Here is an 18,029-nt window from a genome sequence, read left to right on the forward strand (position 1 = left end):
TCCCAAAGTGATCAGTGACGAGGCTCCAGATCCCCTGAATACAATTCGTCTTCCGAGTCCTCGGCTCCGGGAATCTTGTGCTCCTCGGACGCCCAGGCGCCCAGGTCGATCAGTTTGCAGCGGTCGGAGCAGAACGGCCGAAAGGTGTTCTTCTCGTTCCATTCCACAGGTGCGCCACAGGTCGGGCAATCGACGGTCAATGGCTGGCTCATGGCTGGCCTCCTCGTAAAGTCAGATAAAAGTGGTGCAGTCGGTCGATCTGCGCATGCAAGTGACCTAGGTCGCCGTCATTGACCACCACGTCATCGGCATGGCGCAGGCGTTCTTCACGCGGCAGCTGGGCCTGAACAATGGCCTGCACCTGCTCGGCGCTGGTGTGGTCGCGGGCGAGGGTGCGTGCTACCTGCAGGGTCTGCGGGGCGTCGATGACCAGTACGCGCTGGGTTTTCTTATACTGCCCCGACTCGATCAGCAGGGGCGAGACATACACCGCATAGGGCGATTGCCCTTTGGCCAGGTAACTGAAAATCTCCTGGCCGATCAGCGGGTGCAACAATTGCTCCAGCCATTTGCGCTGCGCCGGGTCGGTGAAGATCAACTGGCGCAGCGCGGCACGGTCAAGCTGCCCATCCGCCTGCAGCACGGCAGGGCCGAAGTGCTCGACGATGCTCGCCAAGGCTGGGCGGCCGGGCTCGACCACCCACCGCGCTGCCTGATCGGCATCGACCAGGTGCACGCCAAGCTCGACGAAGCGCTCGGCTGCGGCGCTCTTGCCGCTGCCGATGCCGCCGGTAAGGCCGAGAATCCAGGGTGTTGTGGCCGCTGTGCTCATTGGAATCCAAGCAGTTGCATGTAGGAGGGGGGTATTTCATCACCCCAGAGCACGGCAATCCACCCCGCAATAGCCAGATAAGGCCCAAAGGGCATTGCCGCCCCCATGGCATGCCGGCGCAGCCCGATCAGGCACAACCCTATGAATGTGCCCGCCACCGAGGACAGCAAGAGGGTCAGGGGCAGCACCTGCCAGCCACCCCAGGCACCGATGAGCGCCATCAATTTGAAGTCACCGTACCCAAGGCCTTCCTTGCCGGTCAGCAACTTGAATGCCCAGTAGACGGTCCAGAGGCTTAGATAACCCAGCACGGCGCCCCACAGCGCATCGCCAAGTGGCGCGAACACATTGCCAGCATTGACGATCAGCCCCAGCCACACTGTCGGCAACACCAGTACGTCGGGCAACAGCTGTTGATCCGCATCGATCAGGCTCAGCGTCAGCAGGCACCAGGTCAGCAGCAGCGCAAAAAGCGCTTGCTCCGACGGGCCGAAGCGCCAGGCAATGGCCATCGACAACAGGGTACTGGCCACCTCGACCAAGGGATAACGCACGCTGATCCGTCCCTTGCACCCCCGGCAACGGCCATTGAGTGCCAGGTAACTGAGCACAGGGATGTTCTCCCACGCACGGATGACGTGCTTGCACAAAGGGCAATGGGAGCCGGGTAACCATAAATCGAACCGCGCAGACGAGGTTGGGGGTAGCTCCAGTATCTCTTGCGCAGTGCGTCGCCATTGCCGCTTGAGCATGATCGGCAAACGATGCGCTACAACATTGATGAAGCTGCCTGCCAGCAAACCGAGCAGCGCGGCCCAGGCGATGAAGTGCGCAGGCTCCATGCCCTGCAGTGTCCAGACCGTCATATCAGATCAGGCTACCCAGTTGGAAAATCGGCAGGTACATCGCCACCACCAGCCCACCGACAAGCACTCCCAGCACCAGCACGATGGCCGGTTCCAGCAGACTGGCCAGCTGGTCCAGGGCCTGGCTGACCTGGTCCTCATAATGGATCGCAGCCTTGTCCAGCATCTGGTCCAAGGTCCCGCTGGCCTCGCCGATTGCCGTCATTTGCACCAGCAGGGGCGGGAACACGCGCTCCTCAGCCATCGCCTGATTGAGGGCCCGACCGTTCGCCAGTGCTTGACGCAACCGCATCACCGCCTGCTCGTGAAGCTCACTCCCACACCCCCTGGCCACCGTGCCCAGCGCGTCCAGCAACGGCACCCCAGCCGCATAACTGGTCGCCAGGCTGCGGGCGAACCGCGCCAGCGCAGCCTGCCCCAACAACGCTCCGAATACCGGCATGCTTAGCAGTTGCTGCGCGCACCACAGGCGTGCCGGTGTATGCTGGCGATACAGCTGGCGCCCACCGACGCCCAACAGCCCCCCCACCAGCGCCACCCAGGGCGCCACCTGCCCGAACCCCGCCGACAGGTCTATCACCCACTGGGTGAGGGCTGGCAATGCCGTACCCATGCCGACGAACATCGATTCGAACTGCGGAATCACTTCCAGCAACAAGATGGTCGAAACCCCCAACCCCGTGAGCAACAGCAGGATGGGATAGGCCATCGCCTTTCGTACCTTTTTCTCAAGCGTGCGCCGCTGCTCCAGCATGCACGCCAACTGTTCGAGCTGGCGATCCAGCGTCCCCGACTGCTCACCCACCCGTACCAGGTTGCAGTACAGCCCATCGAACCAGCGAGGGTGGCGTTGCAAGGCATCCGCCAATCCCAACCCCGCGCCCAGATCTTTTTTCAACGCTAGCAATACAGCCGCCTGCCCCTCAGGGCAGCCGCTACGGCTCATCACTTCGAACGCCTGCAACAACGGCACACCCGCTCGCAGCAAGGTCGCCAGCTGCCGACTGAAACCCGCCGTGTCCGGCCTGGCCTGCCAACGCGGCCAGGTCAGTGCCAGCCCACCCGCTGGCCGCACCCGCGCCACCGTGATGCCTTGGCGAATCAGCGCAGCCTGTACATAGGCCGGGCTGCGCCCCGTGGTCTGGCCGCTGACGGGTGCGCCGCTGGCGTCCGTGCCCTGCCAGGTATAGAGATGCGTAGATGACGTCATGCACATGTCCTTTTTCGTCCCTGTGACAAGCCTGGAAACAGCTTGCCTCGTCCTTGGAAAGGCGCGCCTTTCCGATGGTCACTAGAGTAGTGCAGCGAGGGCAAAGCCCAAGCGGGTAGGGGTGACAAAAGGTGTCTGTTCAGGCCTACTGCGCCGCTGCCGGTCGAGGCAAGCCTGACCTCACTGAGTCTGCGTATCGAAAAGGAAATTGTTCATGAAAGGGCAACGCGGCATCACCCTGATCGAACTGATGATCGTCGTCGCGATCATCGGCATTCTGGCGACCATCGCCTTACCGATGTACACCAACCACCAAGCCCGCTCCAAGGCCGCCGCCGGCCTGCTGGAGATCAGCGCCCTGAAAACCGCAATGGACCTGCGCTTGAACGAAGGCCGCGACGTCACCGACGTCGCCAGCCTCGGCGGCCAGCCCAGCACCGCCCATTGCGCGATCACCGCCACCGGCAAGGCCAGCGACGCCAGTGGCCGCATCGTCTGCACCCTGGTCGACGCCCCCGCGACCGTGCTGGGCAAGGCCCTGACCCTGACCCGCTCAGCCACCGGTTGGGCCTGCACTACCGACATCGAAACCGACCTCGCCCCCAACGGCTGCGCCGCGCCGTAAGGGTGACGCAATAAACGAATGGAAACAGAGGTTTGCGTAACGGGTGCAGCAGTGGTACGTTGCGCTACACGCCGGTGTAGCTCAGTCGGTAGAGCAGCGCACTCGTAACGCGAAGGTCGCAGGTTCGATTCCTGTCTCCGGCACCACTTCAGAATCCAGCGAAGGCCACTAAAATCTCTGGAACCCCCGCAAAAGCCGCCTCAGTGCACCACGCTGTTCACTCAGAACGGCCTAGCAGCCTATCCCGTCACCCCTGGCATCACACGACCACTGGAGCGGCCTCACCGGGACGTCAGACCGCCCCCAACGATCTATCGGGTGTATCAAACTCCAACAGCGATTCAGCTCAATGCACCTTCAAGCTGCAGCCCAGACCGGTCCACCACGCCCGATCTGATCAACTCAACCACACGCAGCACCTCCCTGACCAACCGCCCAGCATCAGACAAACCCTCCATGCCGCTAGCAACATTGTCTTGATACAGGCAGGAATACCATTTAAACGCATTCCAATTCCTCCACATCAACGATGAAGGCAATGAAAGCGTCTGCTCAGATAACTCACCCTCGCTCGCCATCTTCCCGCCCGTGATCAGCACCACCCCGTAGTGCAGCGCCTCAGACGCAACCTCAATTCTAAGCAGCATGCCATCGACGCCAATGTCGAAAAACTGCCCCACGTGCTTCAATCTCGACGCCTTGGGATAGAACCATTTGCGGCAGTTCTCCTCGCTGCAGTCATGCCCAGAAAAGCCAGGCGGCGCTGACACCGGTGTGCATTGTGCCGACAACCCATGTCGTACTGCATTGAAGAAGCCAAACAATACCGTCCCCTTCGCATGGGGCAGTGCCTGGGCAATGGCTTCGGCGGCCTGCAAATTGTCGCCGGCAATGAGAAGTTCGATCAGTGCGTGTCGTGTTGTATGCGTCATGGTTTGCCCGGTGATTTTCTGGACCAGATGCTTGTACTGGATTAACGCGTGCTGAAGCGCCGGCGTTGCGGTCGAGATGCTGATGCACTGCTCAAGCCAGCCGAGGATGTGCTCCTGGTAAGACAGTTGGCGGTAGCTCACGCCGCAGTGACTGTTTGCGTGCGCTTGCGTGCCTTTTTTTGTCAGGTACCACAACTGCCACGGCTTGCGTGAGGCCTTGCCAATGTCGTTATACCGCTTAAGTTGCTGTTTGCCGTCAGGGGCGTCGATCTTGTTTTCTATCAGGATGAGGTGGTCCCGCAGGTGGATCACTACGTCGACACGGCCGTAGCCCGCAAAAAACTGCTCTTTATTGACCTTGGCGTCGCTGATGCTGCCTTCGTAGTCGAAGCCCATTGTCGCCAGGAACAGTTCGAGAAAGCATTCACCCTGACCGTGGCGGCCCTTGGGGTTCAAGAGTTCTGCAATCATCGCAGAGTGGGTATTGACTTCGGCCCGCTCGATTCGGGTGATGGAGAAGATATTGAAAAGCTCACCGCTTGCTGCGAGCTTGGCTTCTGTCTCCCTCACCAGGCTGCCTGCCTGATTCAACAACAGTTGCGCTTTGTCCATGCTCGTTATTTGTCCAGAATCAGATTCAGCATTGTCCCGTGGTTCGGGTTCGAGTTAGATATCAACGGCGTGCTGTAGCGATCAGAAATTCGCACATCAACCATCACGTTGGATCGTACTCGGGGCCGATGATATAGGCCGCGAGCTACGTATTCATTGATCCAGACGGTCACCGATTCGCGCTTTCCTAGATCAGATGTAATCGGCTTGCCTGCTCTACAGCTAACAGGGCGCGATGCCAGGCCTCTTTCGACGCGATACGTGCGCTCTCGTAACGCCCGCCCAAGCAGGCATCACCGTACTAATCACCTGAAAGTCCAATCTCGCCCCAACACCACCTCACAAAACGCCCCCTCAAGCGTCGTATTGTGATGCACCACAATCTGCTCAGCGCCCAGCGGGCTGCGCGCAATTGGCACGCAGCTTGGAGACTTCTTTACAACCCCGGCCTCCTGTACAAAATGGCGGGTTGAAAAGGAGTCCCCATGAAACGCGTCATGATCGTTGGTCAACCGGGCGCCGGCAAGAGTACGCTGGCTCGCCACCTGGGCGAGCGAACCGGCTTGCCGGTCGTGCATATCGATACCATTCACTGGCTACCCGGCTGGGTCGAGCGCAGCCGGGACGAAAAGACCCGCCTGTGCCATGAAGTGGAGGCGCGCGAACGGTGGATCTTCGAGGGCGGGCATTCGGCGACCTGGGACAACCGTCTTGCCAGGGCCCAAATGCTTATCTGGATTGACCGTTCCCTGACGGTCCGATTTTGGCGTGTGCTGGTCAGGACCTTGACCCAGTTGGGCCGCACACGCCCGGACCTGCCAGACGACTGCCCCGAATCGCTGCGCAATTTGCCTGGCTTCATCCGGTTCATCTGGTCCACGCGGCATTCTTCACAGGACAAGATCAAGCACCTGATGGCGACGGCGCCTGCAGGGTGCCGGGTCGTGCACCTTCGCTCCAACCGGCAGACGCGTCAGTTTCTGGCGTCGATAGATTCGCAGCCCTGAGGTATGTGACGCTTGTCGGCCATGGTGTTAGCGGCGTTTGGCCTGGTCCAGCAGCAGGGGTGCATCCTGGTCACCGAACATCCCTTCGACGCACGCCTTGAACTGGCCGAGCGTGAAGGGCTTGGGCAGCAAGCGCGTATGTGGCTGCTGCTCGGCAAGGCTGGCCGGCGCCTCGATCAACCCTGAAATGAACAGCACCCGCACTGCCGGCACAAGCGCCCGCACCCCTTGGGCGATGTTGTCTCCCGTCAGGCCGCCGGGCAGGACCAGGTCGGTCACCACAAGCTGCAGGTCTTGGCACTGTTCGATCAGGTGCAGCGCGTCGGCAGGATGGGTAACTTCGATCACCTCGAAACCGAGCTCCTGCAACGCTTCGCCGACCAGCTCCCGGATCGCGCACTCGTCCTCGATCACCAGTGCACTGCCGCGGTTGTCGGTACGGGCTGTCAGGGTGGCGTGCGTGATTGCTGTGACGCTGGACGGGGCCGGCTCAAGGTGGACGGGCAACAGCAGACTGACCGTGGTGCCGCTGCCCATGACCGATTCGATCACTGCCGTGCCGCCCGCCTGGCGAGCGAAGTCCCTGACCATCGAAAGCCCCAGACCCGTGCCCGACCCCAGCGGCTTGGTGGTGAAGAAGGGTTCGAAGGCCCGCTCGGCAATGCTGGCCGGCATCCCCAGGCCTGTATCGGTGACGCTTACCTGAATGTATTCGCCCGCGCGTAGCCCAAGCTGCTCCAGCTCAGCCGTGCCGCTTGTCACCTTGCTGACCCGCACCTGCAAACGGCCCCCTTGGGGCATGGCGTCACGTGCGTTGATGCACAGATTGAGCAGCGCATTTTCCAGTTGATGGGCGTCGCAGTAGCACAAGGCTGGCGCCGGATATGGGCTGAGCTGAAACTCGATCTTGGGTGTAAGGGTTCTGGCCAGCAGCTCTTTCATGTCGTCCACCAGCAGCACCACATCGACCGTGGTGCTGGCCAGTGGTTGCTGCCTGGCGAAGGTCAGCAGGCGGTGGGTGAGGGTGCTGGCCTTGCGAGTGGCAGCTCTGGCCAACGCCAGGTAACGGCCCAGTTCGTCATGCCGGCCTTGCGCCAGGCGTTGCTCGATCATGTCCTGCGTGCCGGTGATCACGGTCAGCAGGTTGTTGAAGTCATGGGCCAGGCCGCCGGTGAGCTGCCCGAGCGCTTCCATCTTCTGGCTTTGCTGCAATTGCTGGCTGACCTGCTCGAACGCCTGCTGCCGCTCGCGGTACTGGGTGACGTCACGTGCCACGGCGAAGTAACGGCCCTCGAACCCGGCAATGCGCCAGTTGAGCAGCAAGGGTTGGCCATCGCTGCGCACGCTCTGGGTGTCGAGCTCGACGATGGGCTTGTGGTTGAGCTCGCGCAACGCGTTCGCCAATTGTGCGGGGGAGATGAAACTGTAGAACGTCCCAGTCTTGAGCTGTTCTTCAGTGAAGCCCGTTTCTACCTGCCACGCCGGGTTCACCGACAGCACCTGGCCGTTTTCGGACAACGTGCAGATCAGGTCGGGGGACACGTTCCACAGGCTGTCGCGCTCCCCCGTTCGGTGTTGCACTTGCTGCTCGAGCGTATCGTTGAGCCGTTCCACGGCGCTCAGGTTACGCCTGAGCGAAGCACACACCACCGCCATGGCGAAGGTCACCACGCCAAAACTCAGGCTGTTGGCCCACGTGGCCCAGTCAGCATCGAAACCCAGCGGCCCGATGAAAAAATACTGGGCGATCAGCACCGCCATGGTGCACCCCAGCAGGGACGGACCTGCGCCGAACCAGAACCCGATCAGCATCAGGCCAGGAATGAAAAACAGGTAGGGGAGCGCGGCAGGCGACATCTGCGCGCGCGCCAGGGAGCACGCAGCGATGATCAACGCGGCGCCCACGTAGCGGCTGGCCGTGCTCGGTTCGGCACGTCGCAGGCGTTGCAGGATGGCGGTAATCCTTTCTTTGAACCAGGCCAAGGCTGACTCCGTAACAGGCTGAGCATCATCTACGCGATCTGCCGTGCCAAGCGCGGCTGACAGCCTTTTAGGCTAGCTGACCGCAGGCGTCCAATAGATTTTTTGGCCGACCGCCGGTGGGGGGGCTCAATTGTCGAGAGAAACCGATCACAGCTAAGCTGGCAATGTGCCTTCTGGGCTAGAATTTGCTGTTACCGCGACCGGAGCTTTCATGGACAACTTGACGACCCTTCGAGACGAGCGCTTGCGCCTGGTTGAAGTGGACCGCCTTACATCGGACCTGGCAAATGGAGAGGATCCGGTGCTCAATGGCGTCGTCAACATGCTCTGTGCGCACTTCGACGTCCCTACCGCGCTGGTCAGCATCGTCGACCGCGATTACCAGGTATTCAAGGCCAAGATCGGCATGGCCGACGACCGCACGCCGCGCGAAATGTCCATCTGCGCCCATGGCCTGCGCCAGGAAACGGTGCTCGAGATCTGCGACACGCTGCAGGACCCGCGCACGGTGGATAATCCGCTTGTGCAATCGGCCCCCCACATTCGCTACTACGCTGGCGCACCGCTGATCGTTCGGCCAGGCGTCAGCCTGGGTGGGCTGTGCATCATCGACCATGCCACGCGCCAAGCCTTGTCGGAGCGCGACCGTAATCTGCTGACCAACGCCGCCAAAGTGGTGGTGGCCCGCCTGCAGTCGATCCACCGGCAGAACTTCTACGATCCGATGACCGGGTTACCCAATCGGCGGCGCTTCGAGACGGACTTCAAGGAAGGTGCCGTGACGGCCGGCCAGGTGGCTGTGTTCATCGAGCCGGTGTCGGCCGCGGGTATGGACCGACTGTTCAAGGCGCTGGGCATCGAGTTTTTCACCGATTTCATGCGGGCAGTCAAAGAAGTGCTGCTCACAACACTTCCGCCCGGCTGCCGCCTTTATCGGGCCAGTACCCTGGGCTTCATGACGGTGATTGAGGCGTGCGATACCAGCTTTCTCGCTGGTTGGCTTCAGACGCTGGTGGCTTCGCTCGGTGGGCCACTGCGCAGCGGTCACGTACCGGTCACGCCGGATGTCGGTATCAGCGTCCTGACGCTGGGCGTGGACGCCAGCGCCTCGCCGGATATCCTGCGCCTGATGGCCAGCATGACCGACACCGCTCGCAAGAGCGATCAGCGCTGGTTGGCGTACGACCCGGTGGTGGACGCCAACCTGCGGCGCAACACCGCCATACTCAATGCCCTGGAAGCCGCACTGCTGGCACCTGACCAGTTGAGCCTGGCCTACCAGCCCAGGATCGACCTTGGCAGCAACCGCTGCGTGGCGGTCGAGGCGCTCTTGCGCTGGACGCATCCGCAACTGGGCGTGATCAGCCCGGCAGAGTTCATTCCGCTGGCGGAAACCACCGCTTCCATCCGCGGCATAACTCGCTGGGTGGTGGAACAGGTGTGCCGTCAAATTGCCCAGTGGCAGGCCAGCGACCTGATGTTGCAGGTCTCGTTGAACATCTCGGCCCTCGATCTGGGTGATGGTCAGCTATACGAAGATGTCACGCGAGCGCTTGCCCGACACCAGGTGCACCCGAGCCTGGTGGAGCTCGAGTTCACCGAAAGCGCCCTGATAGCCGACTTCGATGCCGTGCAGGAACAGCTCCAGCGCTTCCGCGCCCTGGGCATTTCGATCGGCATCGACGATTTTGGCAGCGGCTACAGCAACTGGATCTACCTGCGCAAAATCCCCGCCACCAGCGTGAAGCTCGACCGTTCCCTGCTGGCCGAACTGCAGCCTGGCGGCAATGACTGGCACATCGTGCGCGGGCTGGTCAGCCTGCTGCGCGACCTGCGCCTGACGGTGGTGGCCGAGGGTGTGGAGACGGACCTGCACCATCATGTGCTACGGGGATGGGGCTGTGATCAAGGGCAAGGCTATTATTACGCAAGGCCCCTCCCGGCAGATGACCTGGCTGCATGGTTGCGTCAGCCGCGGCAAGCCTGACGTTAGGTGAAGCAGCACTCGGTGTGCGCTGCCCGTCAGCGCCTGTTCAATCCCAACAGTTGTCATCCGCAATGACGAGGATCGCCATGTTCAACAAAGCGCTTAGGGATGAGGTCGAGGCACTTAAACGGGAGCTTCATGGGCTCAGGGCTGCGCAACAGAGCAGGTCCACAGAGATGCTTGAAATCACCGTGGACCGTAACCTGCTGATCACGGCCGTCAACCCGCGGTTTTCCAGCTTCGTGGGGATCGACACTTCGAAGCTTGTCGGCACATCGATGGGCGCGCTCACGCCTGACTATGTGAAGGACTTGCCTTGCTACAAGGATTTCCAGACCGCGATGAGCCAGGGCACTGGGGTGAGCGACGACTACCGCTACATCGCGGCCGATGGGCGTCTGGTGTGGATGCGCGCGGCGTGGTGCCCGGTCAAGGCCCCCAGCGGCGAGGTGACCCATATGACGGCCTACGGCACCGAGGTCACCGCCGCCATCGACAAGGCCCGTGAAAACGACGAGCTGATCAAGGCGCTTTCCCGGTCCACGGCGGTGATCGAGTTCGCACTGGACGGCACCATACTCACCGCCAACCAGAACTTCCTGAATACGGTGAACTACACGCTCCCGGAAATCGTTGGCAAGCATCACAGTATTTTCTGCGATCCGGCCTACACCCGGTCGCCGGATTATCAGCGACTGTGGGCCAGCCTCAACGACGGTCGCTTCGTTGCTGAGCGCTTTTTGCGGTTTGACAAGGGCGGCCGCGAGCTGTGGCTCGAAGCTTCCTACAATCCGGTGCGCGACACCCGCGGGCGGCTGTACAAGGTCGTGAAGTTCGCGGTGGATATCACCGCTCAGGTCGAAAGCGAGAAACAGGTCAGCTCGGCAGCGGACGTTGCCTATGAGATCTCCATGAAGACCGACAGCTCCGCCCAGCGCGGCGCGGAGGCGGTCAGGGACACGGTGGAGACCATGAACCGCATCGTCGAGCAGGTCTCGAACGTGTCCACGGGTGTCGAGGCGCTGGGGCATCAGTCGCACCTGATCACGTCCATCGTGTCGACCATCGGCGGCATCGCCCAGCAGACCAACCTGTTGGCGCTGAACGCGGCCATCGAAGCCGCGCGTGCCGGTGATCAAGGCCGGGGCTTTGCCGTGGTGGCGGACGAGGTTCGCAAGTTGGCCGGGCGAACCAGTGCCGCGACCCAGGAAATCGTCGAGGTGGTGCAGAAGAACAACGCGCTGGTGGAGGAGGCGGTACACAGCATGGGCGAGAGCAGGAAACAGGCTGAACTGGGTCTGAGCCTGGCCCAGCAGGCGGGTACCGTGATCACGGAAATCCAGTCAGGTGCGCAGGAAGTGGTCACCGCCGTGGGCCAGTTCTCTTCGAAACTGGTGGCGGAGGCGGGGCGTTAGCCCCATCCGGCAGCACGGCTGCCGATGAACGCAACGCCTGCCCCTGGCCAAGGGCAGGCGCTAGGCACCGTCAGCGCTGATAGGCCTTGCCGTAATGCCGCTCAAGGCGCGCCTGTACCAGCTCCAGCGCGATCGACAACACCCAGTAGATCACGGCAGCGGTGGTCAGCATTTCCAGGTAGCGGTAGCTCGACCGTCCGTAGGACTGGGCCAGGAACATGATTTCCCACACCCCCATCACCGAGATCAACGACGAATCCTTGAGCATGGAGATGAACTGGTTGGCGGTTGGCGGGATGATCACCCGCATGGCCTGCGGCAGTACGATGTGGCAGAAAATCTGCGGCGGGCGCATGCCCAGCGCCAGCGCCGCTTCGCGTTGGCCTCGGGCAACACCCAGGATGCCCGCGCGGAAGATTTCACTGAGGTAAGCGCCGTAGTTCAGCGACAGGGCGATGATACCGGCGCTGATCGCGCCGGGCACCAGGCCTATCTGGGGCAAGCCCAGGTAGATGAGCAGAATCTGGATCAGCAGCGGTGTACCGCGGAAAAACGACGTGTAGAAACTGGCAACACCCACCAGCACTGCGCTGCCGGACAAGCGTGCCAGCGCAGCGGCAAAGCCCAGCGCCACCGACACCACCATCGAGCATATGCACAAAAACAGCGTCAGCGCTGCGCCCTGCAGAAAACCGTTGGGCCCCAGTTTGAAACCGGCCAGGTTGGGAAACTTCTCCAGGATGATCGAGAACTTGAGGTCGAAGCTCAGGAAGAACCCGACGAACAGGGCGAACATCACCAGCCAGGTGAGCATCAACCGTGTGCGAAAGCCCAGCAGGCGTGTGCCCGTGGTACTGGCCACGGGCTTGGGGGAGGGCGGAAACGTGCTCATTTGCTGATATCGGCGCCGATCCACTTCTGCGACAGCTTGCCCAGGGTGCCGTCTGCCTTGAGCTCGGCGAACACCTGGCGAACCTTGGCATCCCACTCTGGGTCGCCCTTCTCGATGGCGACCGAGTTGGGTTCTTCATACAACGGCGCACCGGCGAGCTTGAAACGCTTGTCCTGGTCCAGGCGCGGCTTGGCCGTGACCAGGTTGGTCAGGATTGCATCCAGGCGCACGCCCGCGCCCAGCCCTAGGTCCTGGAACGCCACATTGTCGGTGTCATACGGGGCGATCTGCACGAAGTCGAAGGGGTAGTCGAGGGTTCGGCCCTCGTCACCCTCGATGACCAGATTCTTGTTCAGGTAGCTTTCGTAGCTCGACGCGCTGGTCAGGCCGACCTTGCGCCCGTCCAGATCTTTTGCACCGTGGATGCGGTCATCCTTGGCATTGACCACGATGACAGCCGGGGAGGCGTAGTACTCCACAGGGAAGTCGAACACCTGGGCGCGGGCCTTGCTGGGGGTCATCGAGCAAATGCAGATGTCGTAGCGCCCACTCCAGCGACCGGCGGCGATCACATCCCAGGAAGGCGTCTCCAGGCGCAGCTTCACGCCCAGCTTGTCCGCCACTGCCTTGGCCACATCCACGTCGAAGCCGTCGAGCTGATTCTGGTCATTGAGAAACGAGAACGGGGGATAGCTCTCCATCAGCACATTGACCAGTTCCTTGCGTGATTCGACCCGCTCCAGCGTGGCGCCGGCAAAGGCCTGGGTGGCGGTCGCAAGCAGCGCAAGGCTTGCACCGAGCAATGTGGAAAAACGCATGTTCATACCTGAAGTGTTGGCCAAATGAGTATTAGGGTATTAAATAGTTATATATCTAACCCACATAATGAATTTTATTCATAAGCACCTTCAGAGTAGTTATATGACAGAGCGAGCGATGGTGATTCTCGACGGCGGCATGGGCCGCGAACTGCAGCGCAGCGGTGCGCCGTTCCGCCAGCCAGAATGGTCTGCACTGGCGTTGACCGAGGCGCCGGAAGCGGTGGTGGGGGTGCATGCGGCGTTCATTGCCGCAGGTGCTCAGGTCATTACCAGCAACAGCTATGCGGTCGTCCCCTTCCACATTGGTGAAGCGCGCTTTGCCGAAGAAGGCCGGCAGTTGGCCAATGTTGCCGGTCAATTGGCCCGCCACGCAGCCGACACCGGCCCGCACCCGGTGAGGGTGGCCGGTTCGCTTCCGCCGTTATTCGGGTCCTATCGTCCCGACCTGTTCCAGCCTGAGCGCGTCGAGGAAGTCCTGCGGCCGCTGCTTGAGGGCCTGGCGCCACACGTTGACCTGTGGCTTGCCGAAACCCAGAGCGCGATCGCTGAAGTCCGCGCCATACGTGCCCACCTGCCCGAGGACGGTCGCCCGTTCTGGGTGTCCTTCACCTTGCAGGATGAAGACGTCGATACGGTGCCGCGCCTGCGCTCCGGTGAGCCGGTGGCCGATGCCGTGCAGGCGGTGATCGAACTGGGCGCAGCAGCGGTGCTGTTCAACTGCAGCCAGCCGGAAGTGATCGGCGCGGCCATCGATGTCGCCCGTTCGGTCATCGATCAGCAAGGTGGCGAAGTCGCCATCGGTGCCTATGCCAACGCCTTCCCACCCCAGCCCAAGGAAGCCACCGCCAACGACGGGCTGGACGAACTGCGCGAAGACCTGGACCCACCGGGCTACCTGGCCTGGGCAAAAGACTGGCGCGCACGCGGCGCCAGCATGGTGGGTGGCTGCTGCGGCATTGGCCCTGAGCACATTGCCGAGCTCAAACAGCGCCTCGGCTGACGGGTTCAAGGGCATCTGAAAAGCAAGCGAAGCGTTTAAGTTTGGGAAATGCTGGAACTGACGGTAAGGTTTCAGCATCTTCCATTCATCATGCGCCACGGGCAGTCGTGTTCTGACTGCCCAACCATGGAGCGCAGCGCTGAACGTCAGAAGGAGCAATGCCTATGCCTGAAGAACAACAACGCAGGAGCACCATCAACCCACCTGTCTTTTTCACCAGTGCGATACTGGTGCTGTTGCTGGTTTTATACGCCACCCTTTTCCAGGAGCATGCCCAAAGCGTCTTCGAGCATGTTCAGCAATGGATCGTCACCAATGCGGCCTGGTTCTACATTCTTACCGTTGCGCTGGTGCTGATCAGCGTCGTCTTCCTGGCCGTCAGCCGCTACGGCGATATCAAGCTGGGCCCGGACCACAGCGAGCCCGATTACCCCAACAAGAGCTGGTTCGCCATGCTGTTCTCGGCGGGCATGGGCATTGGTCTGATGTTCTTCGGCGTGGCCGAGCCTGTGATGCACTTCATCAACCCGCCTGTGGGTGACCCCAATACGGTGGCTGCGGCCCGCGAAGCGATGAACATCACATTCTTCCACTGGGGCCTGCATGCCTGGGCGATCTACGCCATCGTGGCGCTGATCCTGGCCTACTTCAGTTTTCGCAACGGGCTGCCGCTTACCCTGCGCTCGGCGCTGTACCCGCTGATCGGGGAGCGTATCTACGGGCCCATTGGCCATGCGGTTGATATCTTCGCCATCCTGGGCACCGTGTTCGGCGTGGCGACCTCGCTTGGGTACGGCGTGCTGCAGATCAATAGCGGCTTGCATCAGCTGTTCGGTCTTCCGATCAGCACCACGATCCAGGTCATCCTGATCGCCGTCACCTGTGCGCTGGCCACGCTGTCGGTAGCCAGCGGCCTGGACAAGGGTATCCGGATTCTTTCGGAGCTCAACCTGGGCCTTGCTGTGGTACTGATGCTCTTCGTCCTGGCAGTCGGGCCTACGGTCTTCCTGCTCCAGGCCTATGTGCAGAACACAGGTGCGTACCTGTCCGATATCGTCAACAAGACGTTCAACCTATTCGCCTATGAACCCACCGACTGGATTGGTGGCTGGACCTTGCTCTACTGGGGCTGGTGGTTGTCCTGGTCGCCCTTCGTCGGGCTGTTCATTGCACGGATTTCCCGTGGTCGCACCATTCGCGAGTTCGTCTGTGGCGTGCTGTTCGTACCGGCAGGTTTCACCTTGCTGTGGATGACCGTATTTGGCGATTCGGCCATTCACATGATCCTGCACGGGGGTATCAAAGACCTGGCCACGGTGGTCGATCAGGACAGTTCGTTAGCCTTGTTCGCGTTTCTCGAGCATTTCCCCTGGTCCACAGCCATTTCGATGCTGGCGGTGCTGATGGTCGTCGTGTTCTTCGTCACCTCAGCCGACTCGGGCGCCTTGGTGGTGGACATGCTGGCTTCGTCCGGCAGGGGACATTCACCGCTCTGGCAACGTGTGTTCTGGTCGGTCAGCATGGGCGCAGTAGCCATTGCCCTGCTGTTGGCCAACGGTTTGAAGGCCTTGCAGGCCGCCACCATCGCCAGTGCGCTGCCGTTCGCGATCATTCTGCTGTTTTCCATCTGGGGGCTGTTCAAAGCACTGGGGCTGGACGCCACGCGGCGTGGTCTGCGAACCCAGGCGTTGCCGGGCCAGCGGCAGGGCCGTCAGAACCACGGCGGCTGGCAGCGTCGGTTGCGCAATATCGCGATGATGCCGCGCAGGGCTCATGTCACTCGCTTCATTGGAGAGGTGGTCAAGCCCGCGTGCGAGGAAGTGGCACAGGAGCTGCGCAAACAAGGCTACGAAGTGACGGTGGATGAGCGCGAAGACGGCCGCATCACGCTGGAGCTTTCCCATGCCGGTGAGGGCCGCTTCAAATACGAGGTTCGCCCCCGCGCCTTCAATACGCCAAGCTTCGTCATGCGCGATGCCGATGACAACAGCGATGCACGCAAGTACTTCCGTGCCGAGGTGTACCTGCGCGAAGGCGGGCAGGACTACGATGTCATGGGCTGGAGCCGTGAAGATGTGATCGGCGACATCCTCGACCAGTACGAGCGCCACCTGCACTACCTGCACGTGGTCAGCTGAACCCGCCTACGTGCGGGCGACCACTGGAAACGCCCGCACGTACACCAGCTCGCAGATCAGCTCGACCACTGTCTGCGTGATCACCGCCGCCGCTGCCAGCGTTCGTATCTGCTCTGGCAAGGCGAGCGCCAACGGCAACACCACCAACGAATTGCGCGTCGAGGCACTGAACATCACGGCGCGCGTTTGTTGTACAGGCAAGCCCATCAGCCGTGCCGTCGCCCAGCCAATCACCGGTGCCAAAAGCGCAAAGCCCAGAAACACCGGCACCACGGGCAGCAGTTGATCCAGCGCCTGCAACACGATGCCGATCTGCGAAGCGATCACCACGAACAACACGAGTGCCATCGCCGGCACCGGCATCCAGGCCCAGGCGTCGTTCCAGCGACTGACCCGCTCTGATTTGGCCACGTGTGCACTGGTCAGCACCGCCAAGGCCAACGGCACGACGATCATCAGCACGAACGCCTGCACGAAAGGCCCGAGCGCCAGGCTTATGTGGTCGCCGTCTTCAAGCATGAGCGCCAGGTAAAGCGGCAGCAGTACCAGCTGTAGCAGCAACAGCACGGGTGTGGCGGCCAGCATGAGCCGTGCATCGCCCTTGCCCATGTGCGTGAACACCACCACGTAGTCGATACAGGGCGCCAGCAGGACCAGCAGGGTGCCGATCAGCAAGGCCGGGTGGCCTGTCAGCCCACGGGTCAACGCCCACGCCAGGACGGGCACCAGCACGAAGTTAGCCAGGAGCAAGGCAGTCATGAACCGCCGATTGGCCAGGCTCGCGCGCAGGTGCAGAAAGGGTATCTGCAGGAACATGGCGTACATCAGCACGGCGATGGCTGGCGTGATCAGTGCTTCCAGGACAGAGGCACTGGCATCGGCTACAAGGCCGAAGGCGATGGCCACCAGCACGGTGGCGAAATAAAGGGGTGTCTGCCGGGTTTCGAGTTGGTCTCTGGTCAAGAACGTACCTGCTTGGAAAAAGTGCAGCGCTGTAGCGCGATGCGGCAATCGAGCGCGTGTGGCCGTTTTAAGACTCGTCTGAGTTATCCAACAGCGCCAGGGCTGCATTCTATGCGCAGCCCACATAACAACCACAGGACGCTGTAATGAATATTCGCGCTATCGCTTTCGCTGCAGCTGCAACCATGGCCGTTCCCGGCCTGGCGAACGCGGCCAACACCATCACCTTCAGCGGAGAAGTCACCGATCAGACCTGCTCTGCTGTCGTCGATGGCAACACCGAGCCAACCGTTGTCATGCAAAGCGTGCCAGCCAGTGCGCTGAGTGGCAGCACCGGCAAAAACACCGGGGAGACCAAATTCACCCTGCGCCTGACCGGCTGCGCCGCGCCGACCGACGCCAACGAGCAATTCACCACGCTGTTCCAGGCCACCAATCCGACATCGCTGGGCAACCTGACCAACACCGCCACCAATGGCGCGACCGGCGTTGCACTGCAGTTGCTCGACGCACCCGGCGGTAGCCCGGTGAACCTGGCAGGGGGTGCGGCCGTCAGCGCCGGACAAATCATCCTGAGTTCCGGCCAGACCTCCACAAGCCACGACTATGCCGTGCGTTACGTGTCCGAGGCCGCCACCGTTACTGCGGGCCCTGTGCTTGGCGCGGTTACCTACACCCTGCGTTACGAGTAATTGGCGCACGCCACTTTTTCCGACTGCCGCCCGGGGGCTCGTATCCAGGGCGGC

Annotated in this window: 15 protein-coding genes, 1 tRNA gene and 2 pseudogenes; 9 read left to right on the forward strand and 9 right to left on the reverse strand. The window is 61.7% G+C overall.

The genetic code is table 11. From position 1 onward, the window contains the following. Positions 1–11 precede the first annotated feature (11 nt). From yacG to ACF8GB_RS12645, 4 genes are read right to left on the reverse strand one after another with little or no spacing between them, the layout of a single operon-like run. Complete coding sequence (gene yacG / locus ACF8GB_RS12630) at positions 12–212, reverse strand: DNA gyrase inhibitor YacG (protein ID WP_023533231.1); 201 nt, start codon at positions 210–212, stop codon at positions 12–14. Continuing rightward, on the reverse strand, positions 209–832 hold the full coding sequence (gene coaE / locus ACF8GB_RS12635; protein ID WP_392527122.1) for a dephospho-CoA kinase: 624 nt from the start codon (positions 830–832) through the stop codon (positions 209–211). Before coaE ends, yacG begins: the two co-directional genes overlap by 4 nt. Further along, positions 829–1,698 (reverse strand): A24 family peptidase, encoded by an 870-nt coding sequence (locus ACF8GB_RS12640; protein ID WP_196186749.1) that lies wholly within the window; start codon positions 1,696–1,698, stop codon positions 829–831. Before ACF8GB_RS12640 ends, coaE begins: the two co-directional genes overlap by 4 nt. Before the next feature lies 1 nt (position 1,699). Next, positions 1,700–2,908 (reverse strand): type II secretion system F family protein, encoded by a 1,209-nt coding sequence (locus ACF8GB_RS12645; protein WP_392527123.1) that lies wholly within the window; start codon positions 2,906–2,908, stop codon positions 1,700–1,702. 214 nt (positions 2,909–3,122) lie between these two features. On the opposite strand from ACF8GB_RS12645, the gene ACF8GB_RS12650 reads away from it, so the two are divergent. Together ACF8GB_RS12650 and ACF8GB_RS12655 are read left to right on the forward strand one after the other, a co-directional pair. Continuing rightward, entirely contained in the window at positions 3,123–3,533 is a 411-nt protein-coding gene (locus ACF8GB_RS12650) for a pilin (RefSeq protein ID WP_058638634.1), read from the forward strand. A 70-nt stretch (positions 3,534–3,603) separates the two neighbouring features. Next, positions 3,604–3,679: transfer RNA gene (locus tag ACF8GB_RS12655), tRNA-Thr, on the forward strand. A gap of 195 nt (positions 3,680–3,874) precedes the next feature. Here ACF8GB_RS12655 and ACF8GB_RS12660 read toward each other — a convergent pair. Beyond that, a complete protein-coding gene (locus ACF8GB_RS12660) occupies positions 3,875–5,077 on the reverse strand; it encodes a PD-(D/E)XK nuclease family protein (RefSeq protein WP_392527125.1) in 1,203 nt (400 codons plus the stop codon). Positions 5,078–5,562: 485 nt separating this feature from the next. Between ACF8GB_RS12660 and ACF8GB_RS12665 the strand changes: the two genes are divergently transcribed. Continuing rightward, positions 5,563–6,084 (forward strand): AAA family ATPase, encoded by a 522-nt coding sequence (locus ACF8GB_RS12665; RefSeq protein WP_392527126.1) that lies wholly within the window; start codon positions 5,563–5,565, stop codon positions 6,082–6,084. A 27-nt stretch (positions 6,085–6,111) separates the two neighbouring features. On the opposite strand, the gene ACF8GB_RS12670 is transcribed toward ACF8GB_RS12665, so the two are convergent. Further along, complete coding sequence (locus ACF8GB_RS12670; protein ID WP_392527127.1) at positions 6,112–8,067, reverse strand: ATP-binding protein; 1,956 nt, start codon at positions 8,065–8,067, stop codon at positions 6,112–6,114. 211 nt (positions 8,068–8,278) lie between these two features. Between ACF8GB_RS12670 and ACF8GB_RS12675 the strand changes: the two genes are divergently transcribed. From ACF8GB_RS12675 to ACF8GB_RS12685, 3 genes and pseudogenes are all read left to right on the forward strand, one after another. Beyond that, on the forward strand, positions 8,279–10,054 hold the full coding sequence (locus ACF8GB_RS12675) for an EAL domain-containing protein (RefSeq protein WP_392527129.1): 1,776 nt from the start codon (positions 8,279–8,281) through the stop codon (positions 10,052–10,054). Positions 10,055–10,230: 176 nt separating this feature from the next. Then, a pseudogene (locus ACF8GB_RS12680) lies at positions 10,231–10,917 on the forward strand (PAS domain-containing protein); the annotation flags it as partial. A 102-nt stretch (positions 10,918–11,019) separates the two neighbouring features. After that, positions 11,020–11,469, forward strand: a pseudogene (locus ACF8GB_RS12685) (methyl-accepting chemotaxis protein); the annotation flags it as partial. Between the two features lie 70 nt (positions 11,470–11,539). Here ACF8GB_RS12685 and ACF8GB_RS12690 read toward each other — a convergent pair. Continuing rightward, complete coding sequence (locus ACF8GB_RS12690; protein ID WP_058638627.1) at positions 11,540–12,361, reverse strand: amino acid ABC transporter permease; 822 nt, start codon at positions 12,359–12,361, stop codon at positions 11,540–11,542. Then, positions 12,358–13,179: an ABC transporter substrate-binding protein gene (locus ACF8GB_RS12695; RefSeq protein ID WP_058638626.1), complete on the reverse strand. Its 822-nt coding sequence runs from the start codon at positions 13,177–13,179 to the stop codon at positions 12,358–12,360. The genes ACF8GB_RS12690 and ACF8GB_RS12695 overlap by 4 nt, the downstream gene beginning before the upstream one ends. Positions 13,180–13,297: 118 nt before the next feature. On the opposite strand from ACF8GB_RS12695, the gene ACF8GB_RS12700 reads away from it, so the two are divergent. Continuing rightward, positions 13,298–14,182: a homocysteine S-methyltransferase family protein gene (locus ACF8GB_RS12700; RefSeq protein ID WP_178102749.1), complete on the forward strand. Its 885-nt coding sequence runs from the start codon at positions 13,298–13,300 to the stop codon at positions 14,180–14,182. 164 nt (positions 14,183–14,346) lie between these two features. After that, a complete protein-coding gene (locus ACF8GB_RS12705) occupies positions 14,347–16,320 on the forward strand; it encodes a choline BCCT transporter BetT (protein WP_197844702.1) in 1,974 nt (657 codons plus the stop codon). A 6-nt stretch (positions 16,321–16,326) separates the two neighbouring features. Here ACF8GB_RS12705 and ACF8GB_RS12710 read toward each other — a convergent pair whose 3' ends face one another. Further along, on the reverse strand, positions 16,327–17,283 hold the full coding sequence (locus ACF8GB_RS12710; RefSeq protein ID WP_392527131.1) for an arsenic resistance protein: 957 nt from the start codon (positions 17,281–17,283) through the stop codon (positions 16,327–16,329). A gap of 146 nt (positions 17,284–17,429) precedes the next feature. On the opposite strand from ACF8GB_RS12710, the gene ACF8GB_RS12715 reads away from it, so the two are divergent. Then, a complete protein-coding gene (locus ACF8GB_RS12715; RefSeq protein WP_078479122.1) occupies positions 17,430–17,975 on the forward strand; it encodes a fimbrial protein in 546 nt (181 codons plus the stop codon). Positions 17,976–18,029: the final 54 nt, after the last annotated feature.

The sequence above is a fragment of the Pseudomonas sp. xss_4 genome (genome assembly GCF_043104125.1).
Classification (GTDB): domain Bacteria; phylum Pseudomonadota; class Gammaproteobacteria; order Pseudomonadales; family Pseudomonadaceae; genus Aquipseudomonas; species Aquipseudomonas parafulva_B.

What these genes read in the sequence shown, in the direction of transcription:
- yacG (WP_023533231.1), bottom strand. Translation starts at nt 212, where the DNA reads ATGAGCCAGCCATTGACCGTCGATTGCCCGACCTGTGGCGCACCTGTG.
- coaE (WP_392527122.1), bottom strand. Translation starts at nt 832, where the DNA reads ATGAGCACAGCGGCCACAACACCCTGGATTCTCGGCCTTACCGGCGGC.
- ACF8GB_RS12640 (WP_196186749.1), bottom strand. Translation starts at nt 1,698, where the DNA reads ATGACGGTCTGGACACTGCAGGGCATGGAGCCTGCGCACTTCATCGCC.
- ACF8GB_RS12645 (WP_392527123.1), bottom strand. Translation starts at nt 2,908, where the DNA reads ATGACGTCATCTACGCATCTCTATACCTGGCAGGGCACGGACGCCAGC.
- ACF8GB_RS12650 (WP_058638634.1), top strand. Translation starts at nt 3,123, where the DNA reads ATGAAAGGGCAACGCGGCATCACCCTGATCGAACTGATGATCGTCGTC.
- ACF8GB_RS12660 (WP_392527125.1), bottom strand. Translation starts at nt 5,077, where the DNA reads ATGGACAAAGCGCAACTGTTGTTGAATCAGGCAGGCAGCCTGGTGAGG.
- ACF8GB_RS12665 (WP_392527126.1), top strand. Translation starts at nt 5,563, where the DNA reads ATGAAACGCGTCATGATCGTTGGTCAACCGGGCGCCGGCAAGAGTACG.
- ACF8GB_RS12675 (WP_392527129.1), top strand. Translation starts at nt 8,279, where the DNA reads ATGGACAACTTGACGACCCTTCGAGACGAGCGCTTGCGCCTGGTTGAA.
- ACF8GB_RS12690 (WP_058638627.1), bottom strand. Translation starts at nt 12,361, where the DNA reads ATGAGCACGTTTCCGCCCTCCCCCAAGCCCGTGGCCAGTACCACGGGC.
- ACF8GB_RS12695 (WP_058638626.1), bottom strand. Translation starts at nt 13,179, where the DNA reads ATGCGTTTTTCCACATTGCTCGGTGCAAGCCTTGCGCTGCTTGCGACC.
- ACF8GB_RS12700 (WP_178102749.1), top strand. Translation starts at nt 13,298, where the DNA reads ATGGTGATTCTCGACGGCGGCATGGGCCGCGAACTGCAGCGCAGCGGT.
- ACF8GB_RS12705 (WP_197844702.1), top strand. Translation starts at nt 14,347, where the DNA reads ATGCCTGAAGAACAACAACGCAGGAGCACCATCAACCCACCTGTCTTT.
- ACF8GB_RS12715 (WP_078479122.1), top strand. Translation starts at nt 17,430, where the DNA reads ATGAATATTCGCGCTATCGCTTTCGCTGCAGCTGCAACCATGGCCGTT.